Origin of the sequence: Pseudoramibacter porci (assembly GCF_009696145.1) — a bacterium.
Classification (GTDB): Bacteria; Bacillota; Clostridia; order Eubacteriales; family Eubacteriaceae; genus Pseudoramibacter; species Pseudoramibacter porci.
Window position 1 is genome coordinate 18,654 of record NZ_VUMO01000012.1, and the last position, 14,969, is coordinate 33,622.

Here is a 14,969-nt window from a genome sequence, read left to right on the forward strand (position 1 = left end):
TTACTCTCCTTTGCAATATGAGAGAACAAGACCTGTTGCCACAGCGTTTCTCGGCCCTTCCGTCGCCCGGATATTGGCGCGTCCAGCTACAATAGAGTAGCGCGACAATGCGTCGGTGATGAGCTGCGGAATTTCAAAGTCGAGTGACGATCCGCCAACCATGGTGACGTATTCCATATCCCGTGCATTGCCTGTCGGGCTGACCCGTTCCAATGCGCGGATGGCGTTGACAACGAAAACCTTTTTCTTTGCTTCCTGACGAACCGTTTTGATCCGTTCAACGGTTAAGTTGCCCGGCAATGGCACCATGCCGTCCGGTGTCAGAATAACCACTCTCGCAAACACGGTCGGCGGGAGTTGATTTTCGAAGAATTCCACAGAACCGTCTTCGTGGCGAATGTGGAACAAACTTTCGACCTTCGCAACCGGATATTTCTTCAGATCTTCCGCCATGTGCATGTCTTCGATGCCCAGCTCTGAGCCGATCAGCATCGTGACCATGTTGCCGGCGCCTGCCAAATGAATGAAATGAATTTTGTCTTCGCGGTTGATAATGGCCGCGTCGGTCGAACCGGCACCCATATCGAGAATGGCCATCGGTTTGTCCGCACCTGGTGTCGTCAACGCACCGAGGATTGCCATCTGTGCTTCAACACCGCCGACTTCAACCTTGACGTTTAATTCTTTTTCAAGTTCATCCGCGATCATATTCATCTGCAGTTTATCTGCCTTGACCATTGCGGCCAATCCAACAGCATTTTCCATTGAAAATTCGTTGGCCATCCCGCCTTTAACGGCTTGTGGGACGAAGGTATCGACTGCCAGAATATCCTGGATCTGAATTTTATCCGGGGATTGGTTCGTTAAATTGGACATGACCTGACGGACGCGTTCGAGCATACCGCCGGCATTTGTTCCCGGTTCCCCTGTCACATCTTCCACGGGCTGGACGCTTCTCAGCGCTTCCATGATCTGTTCGGCCCCTGCGTCAACAGGCACTTCGGCCTTTTTGTTTTCGCCCTGAATGATGATTTTGCCGGCCGGGATCTTTCTTTCTTTGACATCCCCTGCCGGCGTTTTGATGATAACCGCTGAACGGTTCCCGATTAATGCTCTGGAAATCGGAACGACTTGTTTCGTTTCTTCGGAGCTTAAATCAAAAACGGTCGCAATCCCGTAAGGGTTCGACAGCTGTTCGATGACCTTACCGGGTTCGGCGACTTCTACAGCCGCCCGCATGCCAATCGGCACCTTGTCGATTAATGCGACTTCATCTACAATCGGTATTTTTTTGTTTAAGCGGTTGTTGATCAAAACACCGTCGTCGCGCTGGACGATCGCGCCGTTGACGTGGACCCCACGTTCATCGGCCGTGTTGATCATCTTGGACGAGGTTTCAAAATCAACTTCTCTTGGGATCACCACAATCACCGCTTCCCCAGGTTTCACCTGAGTCAAGTTGCGGATGTTAATGGTCTCGCCGACGCCGGTTCCCAATCCACCCGGTGTGGATGGATTGTGACCGATCATCGTGGATTCTGTGATAATCGTTTCTGTGATGGTTTCCATCGCCACATCGCCGATAACAGGAGCTGCTTCGTTTAAACGAATCAGCTCCACATCATCAAGCGTTAAATTGGCTTTGTCTAAGGCTTGCTTTAAGGAAGAGAAGACACCGTGGATATTCTGCCGCGTCCCCTTGATCCCGGTTGTCGCGACGATACCACTAGCTAAAAATTCGGGTTTGTTATGATCAACACGTGCCAATGCCGTTTCGGTACTGGCATTGCCGATATCAATCCCTGCAATAATCATGTTTCCCTCCAAACAATCCTAACGAAAACTTATTTAAATTCTTTGGTTCTCTTTCTCTTGTATCCGATGTAAGCAGCTTCTCTAACGAGCTGAGCGCTAACTTTAGCGTTGTATTTGGTTTCGAGTTCGTCAGCGATTGCTTCCAGTTCGTCTTTCGTTGAACGGTACGGACGCAGTGCGTTGTAGATTTCGAGAACGCGAGCATCTGGAACGGCGATGAGTTCAGCCGCACGACGCAGGTTGATGCCGAAAGCATCACGGCCGACAGAGTCAGCAACCTGAGCCTGGAGTTCCAGAGTCTTCGGATTGATTCTCAAGTCTTCAGCTTTGAGGGTGCCGTCCAGAACTTTTTCAAGAGTTAATTCTTTCAGCGGAATCCCTGTTGCTGATGTGATTAATTCTGGTCTTTTTTCACCCAGCGGATAATCAGCATCGGTTACTTTAGCGTCGCCTGCTGGTGCTGCAGCGGCAGTGCCGGAGGACATCGATGCCATTACCTGTTTGACAATTTGTTCTAACATTTGTTCTTGTGTCATCTGTGCACCTCCCGATTATTTGTAGGAAACTTTCATGTTGACCGGTTTTTTACCTAAGACAACAGACTGGACTTCTTTTAAGTAAAGGAGTGCAGCTCTTGCCTGGTATGCCGGGCGAGCCATCTGGTCGTTCTTGACTGGAACTGGTTCCGGGCTTTCGCCTTTTGCGTAGCGCGCTGCGTTTTTACCGATCTGACGATAGGTGTCAAGGTCGATCAACGGGCACTGCGGGAATAATTCCAAGTTCCCTAACTGCGGCAGGTCTGCCTGGTGGATCAGGCATGTCCCACGAGACTGGATGCCGATTGCAACGCCAGAGCCTGAAAGTTCTGCACAGTCATGTCCGATAACGGCAACGTCACCTGAACGATAGACTTTGACAACACGAGCTTTCATGCCTTCTTCTTCGATACCAGCGATCATTTCTTTCATGATCTGTGCGTGAGGAACACCGATGATATTGGTCTGCTGTTCTGCACCGAACTGTGCGGAAACACCGATGATCACTTCATCAGCTGCAGTGCCTTTCTGTGCTTCTCCGTCTGGTGTTAATACCAATGTTTCAGCTGGGCCTTCATCTACAGGAGCCGCTTTCGGCGCTTCTGCTGGTGCATCAGCTGACATTTCTTTTACAACATCTGCGATGATTGATTTTAACAATTCTTCGTTAACAGCCATTCTATACACCCCTCTCACTAAATTGTTTCTGGGTCATCTGCCCAAGGCAGATCAGCAATCTGATTCCAACGTTCTTCAGAAATCTGATACCCAGTTCCGACACCATGGTAGTCGTTCTTGTAGTTAACTGCAGAAATGACTTCCCAGTCAGAAGACAATTTAGAAGCTGTATGCAGGTAGTCACCAGCGCATTTGATGTACTGGATGTTAAAGATCGACTGTGCGACATCGTGGAAGCCTTCTTTATCGAGTGCTTTGATGAAATCAACAGCGGTGACGCCCTTGTTCATCATGTCTTCGATGGCTTTCAGGTCGGCGACAACGTCACGATCCGGCATATCTTTTGAACCGTCTGCGTAAGTTGCGGCTTCGACTTCTTCGTCAGTGATTTCCGGAAGTCCCATGCCTTTGAACAAGCCCTGGATGGCTCTTGCAGCTTTAGCACGTGCTTCAACCAATGCGTCTTCAGTGATCGGCTGTAAGCCAGCATCGATTCTCAAGTCACGCTGGATGACGTTCCAGTCATCGTAGTCATGAGCATCCCAGTTGGAGCCTGCGAACATGTTGTCGTAGTTTGGTGTGGATGAGTAACCGGAGCAGATGTAGTCTGTCCCTGGAACCATCTGCATCAGTGAACGAGCGACACGGCGTAAGTCTGAGTGTGTGAATGTCTGGTCGTTTGATGATGCACATTCGAGGTCGAGGCAGGCAGCCAGCAGGTTTTCTGCCAAGATTTCACGAATACCGCCTGGTACAGCAGCCGGAACACCAACGCAAGAAACGGAACCATTCTGAGTCCCCTGAACGCCGGCGCCTCTTGTGACGTACAAACAGCGAGCTTCGAGGTACAGCATGGAGTGACCTTCTGCATAACCCATCTGAACTTCTGAACCAGAACCAGAGGTGAAACGCATTTTCAGGCCGCGTGATGCGTAAGCGGATGCCAAGAATGCTTTTGAATACGGAGTATCGTCACCATCCATGAAAACTTGTTCAGTCCCGTAAACGGAAATGGTTTCTGCGTAAGCGGTGAAGCCTCTCATCCCCATATCCAGTTCGGTTGCTTCTTCAACAGAGCACTGAGTCAAGATACCCGGGCGGCCGCAGTTTGCACCGACCATGATCCCTAAGGCGTTGAATGGTGCATAACGTGCGATACCAACGGTTGTTTCCTGTTCGTCGAAACCACGGATAGCTGCTTCAGCAGCGTCAGCCGCGATCTGAACCATGTTATCTTTAACGTTTGTGACGTGGCACTGGTTTGATGGCATTAAACGTGCACGCATTTTGTTCTGAGCCATCATCATTTCGAGGACACTCATGTATCCTAAAACTTCTGTCATCTTAGCTGGTGTAACAGCTGTTGTGATTTTGATGATGTCTTTTCTCGGGACGTGGATGTCAACGAGTTTGTTTGCGATGTCGATTGATGGAATCGCCATTGCTTCTTCAGCATCTTCGATATGAATAGCGTGGTCAGCGATGAACTGATCGAGCATATCGAAATCTTCTCTTGTTTTGCCGTCCATTTCGACGATCTTGCCGTCGACAACTTTGATACTTGGCTTTGGATCCAAGTCAGAGTTCATGGCAATCAAGCCAACTTCAGGCCATTCTTTAACGAAACCGTCTTTTTTAATTGGACGAGCTTCCAGAGCTTCAAATCTTTTTGATCTCATTTAGTCATTCCTCCTTAAATCTCTTTGTGTATTAGTGTGGGTCTAATCACATTAAATGTAAGGAGTTGTTGCTGATGGGCAAGGTCCGCCTAATGCTGATAATGCCTGGATACCTGCATCACGGGCTGCACGGACTGCCTGACGAACTGCGCCAGCATCGCCGTAAACATTGATGAAGCCTTCGTTTGAAGCCTTTGTGCCGTGATCTGGTGAGCAGTAGCTGATGAGTTCAACGTTAGCTGCTTTCAGAGCGATATCGGAAATCAGGATACCAATACCAGCAGGAGCGCCTAAGATCAGAGCGTATGCGCGGCCGATCGGTGCGCCGAATGCTGCGTTGCAGGCGAAGGAAGCACGTGCAGTGTACTGGAATTCCAAGTGGCCAGCATCGTTGCCGTAAACATCGCCGAAGTGTCTTTCAGTTTCAACCAAAGCAACTTCAACAGCGCGTTTCGCATCGGAAACATCTTCAGCACCGAAGACAACCAGTGAACCGTGGCCTGCGCCGCCTTTGGTATCACGAGCCATTTCACAGATAACCATTTCAGTGTTGGTCGCTTTAACAGCTTCATCGGCTGCCATGATCTGCGGGCCAGCCCCTGTACGTGCAGAAATGATACCGATTGAACGATACTTCGGATCGATTTCCATTGCTTCGTGTAAGTTAGGATCTACGTTAGCGATGACGAGACCAATTGTATCCCCCATGGTCTGTCCTACGTATTCAGTCAGTCCACATGTACCTGTGGCTTCAGAGACGGTACCAGTTTCTTCAACTTCTTCCATCTTCTTCATGACTTCTTCCATCAATTTGTTCATAACATCGTCTTTCATTAATTCACACCTCCACTATTTTTATAAAGTTGGTAACATTTTTTCCACATCTTGATGTGGTCTCGGAATCACATGAACTGAAACAACCTGGCCAACTTTGTCAGCTGCCGCTGCACCTGCGTCAACAGCTGCCTTGACCGCACCGACATCGCCGCGAACCATGGTTGTGACAAGACCGGAACCGATCTTTTCATAGCCTGTGAACGTGACGTTGGCAGATTTGACCATGGCATCAGTTGCTTCAATGCATCCGACGAGGCCTTTGGTTTCAATCATACCCAAAGCTTCATTTGTCATAAGCTTTTCCTCCTTTTAGGTTATCTGACTAACAATATTGTAAACCATTCGCCCGGATAATTACTTGCGGTGTTCTTATAAAAAATACACTTTTATGCGTTTACACCCGCGTTTTCATGTGCTTTTGAAAATTCACACCACAACATATAGATCGGCCCTGATTTACGATTTTATTTTACCGAATAATTGTAAAAAAAACACAAAGAAAGCAGGCTTTCTTTGTGTAAATTTGTCACCTTGTATACACAAGTACGATTTATTTTTGCTTTTAAGCGGCTACTTTTTGACGGATTCGAAGGCGTCAATTTTTTCCCAAGGGCGATCCGGCTGTCCAAAATGCCCGTACGCTGCCGTCGCCTGGTAAATTGGCTGGGCCAGATTCAGACCCGTGATAATATCCGGCACCGCAAAGGAAACGTTGCGTTCGATCATCGTTTTTATTTGACTTTCCGGCGCTTTCGCTGTTCCGAAAGTATTAATTTCGAACATTTCCGGTTCTTCCCGGCCAATCGCAAAGGCCAGAGCGACCTCACATTTTTCGGCAAGGCCGCAGCCCACGATATTTTTTGCTAAGTAACGCGCCATATAGGCCCCGGAACGGTCGACTTTTGTCGGGTCCTTCCCCGAAAAGGCACCGCCGCCATGATGGCAGGCTCCGCCGTAGGTATCGACCATGAGTTTTCGGCCGGTCACCCCAGTGTCGCCCAGCGGGCCGCCGATGACAAAGCGCCCGGACGGATTGATGTGGATCTGGGTATCCGCCGTGATCCAGTCCAATCCCACCGTTTTTTCAAAAACCGGCACAATCACATGCTCGGCAATGGCCTGCTGAAGGTCGGCCAGGGCGATGCTCGGGTCGTGCTGGGCAGAGACCACGATGGAACTGACTTTGTGATCCCCGTCCAGGGTCACCTGGCTTTTGCCGTCGGGGCGCAGCCAGGGCAGGGTGCCATCTTTTCGAACCGCTGCCAAACGCTTCGACAACGCCGTCGCCATTACAAAGGGCAGCGGCATGAACGTCTCGGTTTCGTCCGTCGCGTAACCGTACATGATGCCCTGATCGCCGGCACCGACATGGCGAGCCTTGTCGTGCGCTCCGGGCATTTGATCTTCCGGCGGCAGCCACCTGCAGCGCACTTTCCCGGCGATCCACTTCGCCGTTTCTATTGTATCCGACTTCGAGACTGCCGCGTCGATATCCGCGGACTGCGCGTTGATATTGGTCAAAATCAGACAATGCGCCGCGTCGAGCCCAACCGCTTCGGAGGTGTAGCCGATATCTGCCGCTGTCTTTCTTGCGATCGCTTCGATTTGAATGGCACCGCTTTTTAATAATTCCGGCGACATTTCCCCCGCCAAGAATAACATATTTTTCGAGGCCATCACCTCGACCGCTGTATGACTTTTCGGATCGGCCGCGAGACAGGCATCGACAATGCCGTCTGCAATTTGATCGCAGAGCTTATCGGGATGGCCCTCTGTTACAGATTCTGCTGTTCTTTTCATTTTTTACCTATTGTATTTTGTGCTTTTGCCTTTTTCTTTTCTTCGCGGATCATTTTTTTGTACTGTGAAATGGTCATGTTTTCGTATTTTTTAAACAATTTGCTAAAATACGAGCTTTCATTGTAGCTCAGGCGGTAAGCCACGTCGGTGACGCTGTCTCCGGAGACGCAAAAATACCACTTCGCCTGCATCATCCGGCACAAGTGGATGTACGTCATTACCGAAATGCCCAATGTCTTCTTGAAGATACGGCTCAAATATCCCTGGGACAGGCCGCTGTTCTCGCGGACTTCCCGAAGGCCGATGTTCTCTTCGATATGATCGTCGATGTACTGAAAGGATTTCTTCATCACGGGATAAAGCATCACAGCATTGTGCCGGTAGATCAAATCCAGGGTTGCGTAGAGCCGAAAAGCCAGCCAGCGCTCGGCCGGCAGCATCTTCCCCGCCGGGCGGTTCACGTAATTGGTTTCGTTCAGGCAGCCGTAATGGGCAAACAATTTATCTTCTATTATGTAATAGTAATCGATGATTTCTTCCGGCGCGTACCAGCTCTCTTTCTTGATGTCCTCGATCAATTTCGGCAAATCGTGATACATTGCGCCGTAATCCCGGCTGTCCACTTCGTCGCAAAGATGATCAAAGGTGAGATTTCGCCGCTGCTTCAGCCCTCTAAAGCTTTCCAACAACCGTTTAACCCGCGAAAAGCTCAAAGGCTTGAGCAGGTATTCATCGACGCCAATGTGGATGGCTTCCTTTGCAAAATCAAAGGTGTTGTAAGCGGACACGAGGTAAATGGTCACATGAGGCAAAATTTCGCGGATCTTCTGCGCCGCCCGAATGCCATTCTCGTCCGGCATGACCACATCCATGAATACGATGTCGGGATGGTCTTGCTGAACTTTTGCAACTGCCTGGGTCCCCGTCTCCGCAACCCCACAGACTTCAAAGTCCTCGACCATGTTAATCATACGTGCAAGGGCTTCGCGCATAAGGGGTTCATCATCGACAATAAGCACTTCAAACATCAGCCAGGCCTCCCTTCGGAATGCTGATCATCAAATGGTTTTCGCCCTTTGCCGATGTGCGCGCGATGTGATACCCTGTGCCGTAAATCCGAGCCAGCTTGTCCCGGACCGCATCGATATTCCCCTCGATTGAGTAGTGATTTTTCGCCTCAGCTGGCACATCGGCAGACGGCAGATGGCTGGCGTTGTCGATAATTTCACAGATCAAATGCCCGGCATCTTCCAGCATACGGACGAGGATTTGTCCGCCTTCATTTTGATTGATCACTGCGATGGCGCTGTCTTCGACAAAGGGAATCAGCGTCATTTTCGGAATATGCAGCTTCATCATGCTGCGGGGAACGTCGATTTTATACTGAATGCGTTCCCCAAAACGCACGCCCTGAATCCGCAGATAACTTTCGACCGCTTCTGTCTCCTGCGCGATCGTCCAAAAGGTATCGTGTTCAAATAAAGTTGCCCGCAAAAAATCCGAGATCAGCGTGATCATCTCATTGGTGCGCATGGCGCCTTCGATAATGGCGAGGTTCGCCGCCGAGGTCAGCGAATTGAACCAAAAATGCATGTTCAGGCGATTCTCGAGATTTTCTTGGCGGGGCTGCTTTTCCCGCTTTTCGTAGGCTTCGATTTTCCGATATTGCTGTTCGATGATGGCCGTGCTCTGAGCACCGCGCGCCGTCTGTTCTTTCAGCTGCTGTTCCAATTCAACCCGTCGGCCGAGCCACATTTTTGCCACAGAGGCGATCGACTTGAACTTCTCAACACTTAAACAGGGCAAGTCGTCGATCAGAGGTTGATTGATTTTGCAGAAGGTTTCCTCTTTTTTCTTCGATTTTCCGGCATAATCCACGATTTCGAAAGGCGCATCCGCAATTCGGACCGGGCCGACCTGAAAAGCGCCCAGATAGGCGCCGCCAAAGGTCATCGGCACTACGAAAAATGTCAGCTGCTTCAAAGCGCGGTACATGCGGACGGCGCCGTCAGTCACCGCCTGAACGCTGGCTTCCCGTGCAGATTTTTCCAGCGTCTCTTCGATATCACGCCATTTTTCGCATTCTCGCATAATAGGCGACGTTTCCCCCTGACCGGCCAACGCTCGGCCTTTGTAATCAATTAAACGGCAGGACACGCCGATTGCGCCTTGAAACGCCTGCTGAATGTGCTTGAATTCTTCCGATTGGGCCCATTTTTCAAAATCCGACATGATCCGTCCTCTTTTCTCTCAATTTGTTTCTTACTTTTTATTTTAAGGAACAAACAAGAAAATTTCAATACTTAAATCTTCGAGCCGTTAAATAATTGTATTCTATTGTTCATATCATCGAATTTGAAAGGCCTCTGACAAGACGCAGCGTCTGCAATGTGTGAAATGTCTTGCCGAGATCGGCCCTTCGCCGGTTCGAGAGGCAATGGAAAACGCACAGGGCACATCCGCATCAAAGCCAATCGCTGAAATGAACGGGGCGTTTTTGACAAAAATGGCGGTGTCCATGGCCCGCGCAGCTTCGTCTAGACGCGCGATGCTGCGGCTGTGGATGCCTGCTGTGTGGCGGTTGTGCTGTTCAATTTGCAGGGCCGCCTGAAGCGCCGATTTAAAATCCGGCATCCGCACCAACGGCACGATCGGCACCTTGACTTCTTTGATGACGATCAAATCGCTGAGACGCGCTTCGCCCACGGCGAGCTTTGCCGGATAACGGTACGTCACCCCTGCCCGATTCAGAATGTCCTTTAAGGACCTGCCTTCAAACTGGCGGGCGATATCGCCCTCCCCATTGATCAAAATTTTTTCGACCTTTTCCATTTCCTGCGTGTTCAAAACCTGAACACCCTTTCGGGCAAACGCCGTCAAAAGCGCTTCGGCTACACCGTCCAGCGTAACAATGGCTTTTTCCGAAACACACAGCAAATTGTAATCAAAGGCAGCCGACTGGGCGATCGCCGCTGCAGCGCGGTCCAGATCTGCCGTTTCATCCACGATGACCGGCGGGTTAGCCGGTCCTGCGCCGATCACTTTTTTATCGGCTCGAAAGGCTGCGCTGACAGCGGTGTCGGAGCCGGTCACGATGATCATGTCCACATCCGGATGATGCATCAGCTCCTCGCTGACCCGATGTCCTGTCGACGGCAGAATGGCGACCAGGTGATCGATGCCAACTGCCTCCCTGACGCTTGCGTTCATCAATTCAACGGCCCTTTGGCTGCATTGAAAAGCCCTCGGATGCGCGCAGTGAATCACAGCATTGCCCGCCGCCAGGGCGGAAATCGTCGTGTTAATGAGAACCGCGATGGGGTTGGTGCACGGGTGAACGGCGGCGACGACGCCGCACGAAGCGCGTTCAGTCAGGACGATGCCGTCGTCATTGGTGAGCACTTCCGTTTTTAAATCCTCAACCCCGGGTGTTTTGTCGATGGCCAATGCGATTTTTCTCGCTTTATCTACCGAATGGCCCATGCCGGTTTCCCGGCAGGCCATTTCTGCCAGCGTCATCACGGCGCCTCTCAGTTCTGTTCGAATGGCGCTGATTGCTTTTTTTCTTTCTTTGAGTGTACATTGCCTATACGCTGTGTAAGCCTTTCCTGAGGCAGCGACCATTTCTCCTATCGCGTCCATTGGTTTTCCTTTCCGAATTTGTTTTATAAAAATAGGGCCCGAAAGTCGGACCCTGAAATCAAAACAGATCAAGACATCCTGAGATCAAAAAGAATTAGCTCTGAAAGCTCGTATTTTTCAGCTTTTGTCACGCCCACATCGCGACGCCGTCTGACATATGCATTCGTCTTGTCGTTTGTTTTGATTATTGAACGGCTGTCACACGTTGACCGCCGAATCAACCTGAGTATTTCACTATTTAACCTTATTATCAATCCACCATCTTTTTCCATCAACCGCCGATTTTACATTTCAGTCCTGCTGCTTCGACCATATCTTTAAAATGATTCATGGTTTCCCGAGAAGGGGTCTGAGTCTCCGGCATCCGGTATGGAATGCCGAGCAATTCGTATTTGTTCTGGCCTAAGGTATGGTACGGCAGCAAATGGATTTCGCAGACGCTTTGCAGCGATTTCGCGTACTCGATAATTTCTGCTATCGTGCGGTCGTCCGCATTGACGCCCGGAATGGTCGGCACGCGGACAATGGTTTCGCCCGCCTCCTGCGCGATGCGCACCGCATTTTTTCGAATGACTTGATTGCTGACATTGGTGAATTTTTTGTGAATCGCGTCATTGGGTGCTTTCGCGTCGAGCAGTGCCAAATCCACATGCGGCAGCACTTTGTCCAAGGCTTCTTCATTGGTGGTATAGCCCGTTGTTTCGATGGCCGTGTGCCACCCCTGGGACTTGGCCGCTTTAAGCAGCTCTGCCGCAAATTCGTACTGCAGCAGCGGTTCGCCGCCTGACAGCGTCATGCCGCCGTTGGTCCGCCTGTAATAACTGGCGTCTTTTTTAACTTCCCGAATCACCTGCTGCACTGTCATCGGCTTGCCTTTCTGCGTCAGGGCATCCGCCGGGCAGACAGCGGCGCATTCCCCGCAGCCGTTGCATTTATCGTAATCGATAAAATGGGGGTTGTCCGGCGACAGGGCCCCCGGCACCGGACAAACCTGCAGACATGAGCCGCAGTGAATACAATTATCAACCTGATACAGCACAACGGGCTGAAGTTTCTGAGATTCTGGATTGCAGCACCACAAACATCTCAGCGGGCACCCTTTCAAAAATACGATGGTGCGGATGCCCGGGCCGTCGTTGAGAGAAAAACGCTGAATGTTAAATACATTGCCCTCCAGCCCGTACTGGATATTATCATCTGCAAGCAACGCGGCTTCTCCTTCCGTTTAGATGAAAATTATTCGAATGTCTGTTCCGTTCTGGCGATGATATCGTCCTGAACGTCTTTGGCCAGAACAACGAATTGTGCCGAGTACCCGGCAACACGAACGATCAAATCCTTGTGCTGTTCCGGATGCTTCTGCGCTTCGATCAAGGTTGCGCGGTCAACGATGTTAAACTGAATGTGATACCCCTTATGATCGAAATAGGCTCTGACCAATGCCGCGAAGCGTTTCAGGCCTTCATCCCCTGCGACCGCTGACGGTAACAACTTCTGGTTCAATAAGGTCCCGTTGCCGAAGTCAAGGGCGTCAATCGTCGCAGACGAGGCATTGGCTGCCGTCGGCCCGCTGACATCACAGCCGTGGCGCGGTGAAATGTTGTCGGACAATGCAGTCTGAGCCAAACGGCCGTCTGGCAGTGCATCGACGGCGCGGCCCATCCCGACGTTAGCCGAAACGGTGTAGCAGCCAGCGTGGTAGATCCCGCCGCGCGGATTTTTTCTGCCGTGGACGTTGCTGGAATAAATCTTCGTGATCCGGCGCCCGAGCAAGTCGACTTCTGGAATGTCGTTCCCGAAGTGCGGCGAGTTCAGCAGCTGCTGATGAATCTTTTCCCATTTCGCCAAATCAGCTGCGCTCGCATCTGTCTTGCATCCGCCGCCGCACGGCGTCTTGGCCGCTTCTGTGATCGAAGCCATATCGACATTGTTGCTGTTCTTGAGGACTGACTGCACGACATCCCAGATCTTTTGTTCCATCGCCGACCGGCCGGACGCTGCAGCGGCTTGGCCTGTGCTGCCGCTCGGGGAAATCTGGCTGCGGTCTGAGCCGCTCGGCGCACCGGTCGGATCGACGGCGTAACCGAAGTTGTTGTCGACCGCTTCCATCAAATCAGCCATGGTCATGGTCTTGTCGTCGAAGACTTGCTTCTTAATGGCGACAAAGGAGTCAATGACATCAGCCGTGCCGAAAGCCTGCGGGCCGGTGAAATTGTAAATGGCGGCGCCTTCCTGAACCGTTGCGCCTTTTTCCATACAGCCGTCAACCAAAGCGGATTCGAAAGGCAGGGTCATGTTCATCATGTGCGCGTAGTCGACACAGTTGTCGGCTTCGACCAAGTAATCGATGAAGAATTTCATCTGTTCTTCGTAGGCTGCGACAAATTCTTCAAAGGTCTTGAAGTCGGTCATTTCGCCGGTCTTCGGCCCGAGCTGTTCGCCGCGGCAGCGGCCGTTGTGCATCGTGATGTCCAAAACTTTGCAGCAATTGAAGAATGCGGCGTCGTGCCAGCCGTCTGTCTTGTGCTGAGGCTGCGGTTCGACACAGCCGATGGGCAGCCAATCGCGGGCATCTTCAAGGGACACACCGTCGTTTTCGAGCATTGGAATGGCGACTTCGTCGTTGTACATCGCCGGCAGGCCGTGGCCTAGGCGGACCACTTCGCAGGCGCGGTGCAGGAATTCGTCAGGGGTGCCGTCCCAATAGCGGATGGACATGGACGGCTGCGGCAGCCCCGTGTGCGCGATCGCGTCCAGCTGCATGTACGAGATGTCGTTGGTCGCGTCGAGCCCTTCAGGGGTTTGGCCGCCGGCGCACATGTTTTGGAAAATCGCGTAGCCGGCGAACAACTCGTCGGAAACCGCATCGCGGGTTTTGTTGAGGTCGTTGAGTTTAATAAAGATACAATCCACCAATTCCTGAGCAAAATCGTGGGTGATGTTCGGATCATTCTTGTAATAGGGATACATGTACTGGTCAAAGCGCCCCGGCGAAATGGAGTGGCCGGAGGATTCGATCTGCATAATGAGTTGGACGAACCAGAAAGATTGGCAGGCTTCCCAGAAATTGGACGCGGGTTTTTCCGGAACGTTCTGGCAGTTCTGCGCGATGACTAAAAGTTCCTTCTGGCGCTGAGGATTGATTTCCGTCTTCGCCATATCAAGGGCCATTTCAGCATAGCGGTGCGCGTAGTTGATACAGGCGTTGTAGGTGATGATCACGGCGTCGTAGAACTGGCGTTTTTTGATGGTCGCCGGATCGTTCGGATCGAGGGCGGCTTTTCTTTCGGCCGCTTCTTTAATAATACCGCTGAAACCCACTTTCAGCACTTTGCCGTAATCGACGCAGACGTGGCCGATCCCGTTGTAATAATAGTTGCCGACGGTGAAAACACCGAGATCCTGGCATTTTTGACAGGTATCCGACATGAGGGAGCTGGCCAGTTCCGAGTTCGTTCTGCCCGGCCAGTATTCAAACACTTTTTCCAGACGGTGTTTTGTATCTTCCGGAATTTCGAACGGGTCGCATTTACGTGTGGCCATGGTATCAAACTCAGCCGCTACCCAATCGTACGAGTATTCCGGGAAGAGCTGACATCCGCGGTCGGTCAATGTCGCCGACCCGACAATCAATTCGTCCGGACGGATCGTAATTGGAATATGATTTAAAATGTGTTCATTTGCGTGCGCAATCCGCATCACCGGCGCTTCTTTTTCGTGTGCGCGGTACGCTTCTGTAATGAGTTCCGCGCGATCAGCTTCGACGGTTGGCGTCGCGTCGATAATTCTCTGTTTTAAGCGTTTAACCCGATCAGTCGGTTCGGTGAATCCTTTTGCAATGCCCATAATAGCCTCCTCTATAAGCTTTCTTATCATTTTATTGCTTCGCACTGTTTCACACACACCAGCAGTGCTTACGATTTCATTATAAGGCAAGTTCAGCGGCACCTAATAATACAGAACAAACCAAAAAAATGTAATT

12 protein-coding genes are annotated in these 14,969 nt (G+C 51.0%); all 12 read right to left on the reverse strand.

Annotated features, from left to right (window positions below):
* Entirely contained in the window at positions 1-1,815 is a 1,815-nt protein-coding gene (locus tag FYJ52_RS08400; RefSeq protein WP_154576781.1) for a diol dehydratase reactivase subunit alpha, read from the reverse strand.
* A 29-nt stretch (positions 1,816-1,844) separates the two neighbouring features.
* Positions 1,845-2,351: a diol dehydratase small subunit gene (locus FYJ52_RS08405; RefSeq protein ID WP_154576782.1), complete on the reverse strand. Its 507-nt coding sequence runs from the start codon at positions 2,349-2,351 to the stop codon at positions 1,845-1,847.
* A 15-nt stretch (positions 2,352-2,366) separates the two neighbouring features.
* Entirely contained in the window at positions 2,367-3,029 is a 663-nt protein-coding gene (locus tag FYJ52_RS08410) for a propanediol/glycerol family dehydratase medium subunit (protein WP_154576783.1), read from the reverse strand.
* A 17-nt stretch (positions 3,030-3,046) separates the two neighbouring features.
* Complete coding sequence (locus FYJ52_RS08415) at positions 3,047-4,708, reverse strand: propanediol/glycerol family dehydratase large subunit (protein ID WP_154576784.1); 1,662 nt, start codon at positions 4,706-4,708, stop codon at positions 3,047-3,049.
* Positions 4,709-4,759: 51 nt separating this feature from the next.
* The gene (gene pduB / locus FYJ52_RS08420) at positions 4,760-5,542 is read right to left on the reverse strand and encodes a propanediol utilization microcompartment protein PduB (RefSeq protein WP_154576785.1); all 783 of its coding nucleotides are present in this window, start codon (positions 5,540-5,542) and stop codon (positions 4,760-4,762) included.
* Positions 5,543-5,563: 21 nt separating this feature from the next.
* Positions 5,564-5,839, reverse strand: a complete 276-nt coding sequence (locus tag FYJ52_RS08425; protein ID WP_154576786.1) for a BMC domain-containing protein — start codon at positions 5,837-5,839, stop codon at positions 5,564-5,566.
* Between the two features lie 276 nt (positions 5,840-6,115).
* Positions 6,116-7,345 (reverse strand): methionine adenosyltransferase, encoded by a 1,230-nt coding sequence (gene metK, locus FYJ52_RS08430; RefSeq protein ID WP_154576787.1) that lies wholly within the window; start codon positions 7,343-7,345, stop codon positions 6,116-6,118.
* Complete coding sequence (locus FYJ52_RS08435; RefSeq protein WP_154576788.1) at positions 7,342-8,373, reverse strand: response regulator; 1,032 nt, start codon at positions 8,371-8,373, stop codon at positions 7,342-7,344. Before FYJ52_RS08435 ends, metK begins: the two co-directional genes overlap by 4 nt.
* Positions 8,366-9,577: a histidine kinase gene (locus FYJ52_RS08440; protein ID WP_154576789.1), complete on the reverse strand. Its 1,212-nt coding sequence runs from the start codon at positions 9,575-9,577 to the stop codon at positions 8,366-8,368. The genes FYJ52_RS08435 and FYJ52_RS08440 overlap by 8 nt, the downstream gene beginning before the upstream one ends.
* A 114-nt stretch (positions 9,578-9,691) precedes the next feature.
* Positions 9,692-10,987: an aldehyde dehydrogenase gene (locus FYJ52_RS08445; RefSeq protein ID WP_154576790.1), complete on the reverse strand. Its 1,296-nt coding sequence runs from the start codon at positions 10,985-10,987 to the stop codon at positions 9,692-9,694.
* A gap of 271 nt (positions 10,988-11,258) precedes the next feature.
* Positions 11,259-12,194 (reverse strand): glycyl-radical enzyme activating protein, encoded by a 936-nt coding sequence (locus FYJ52_RS08450; protein ID WP_154576791.1) that lies wholly within the window; start codon positions 12,192-12,194, stop codon positions 11,259-11,261.
* 29 nt (positions 12,195-12,223) lie between these two features.
* Positions 12,224-14,833 carry a glycyl radical protein gene (locus FYJ52_RS08455; protein ID WP_154576792.1) on the reverse strand — a complete coding sequence of 870 codons (2,610 nt, stop codon included), beginning with the start codon at positions 14,831-14,833 and terminating at the stop codon, positions 12,224-12,226.
* Positions 14,834-14,969: the final 136 nt, after the last annotated feature.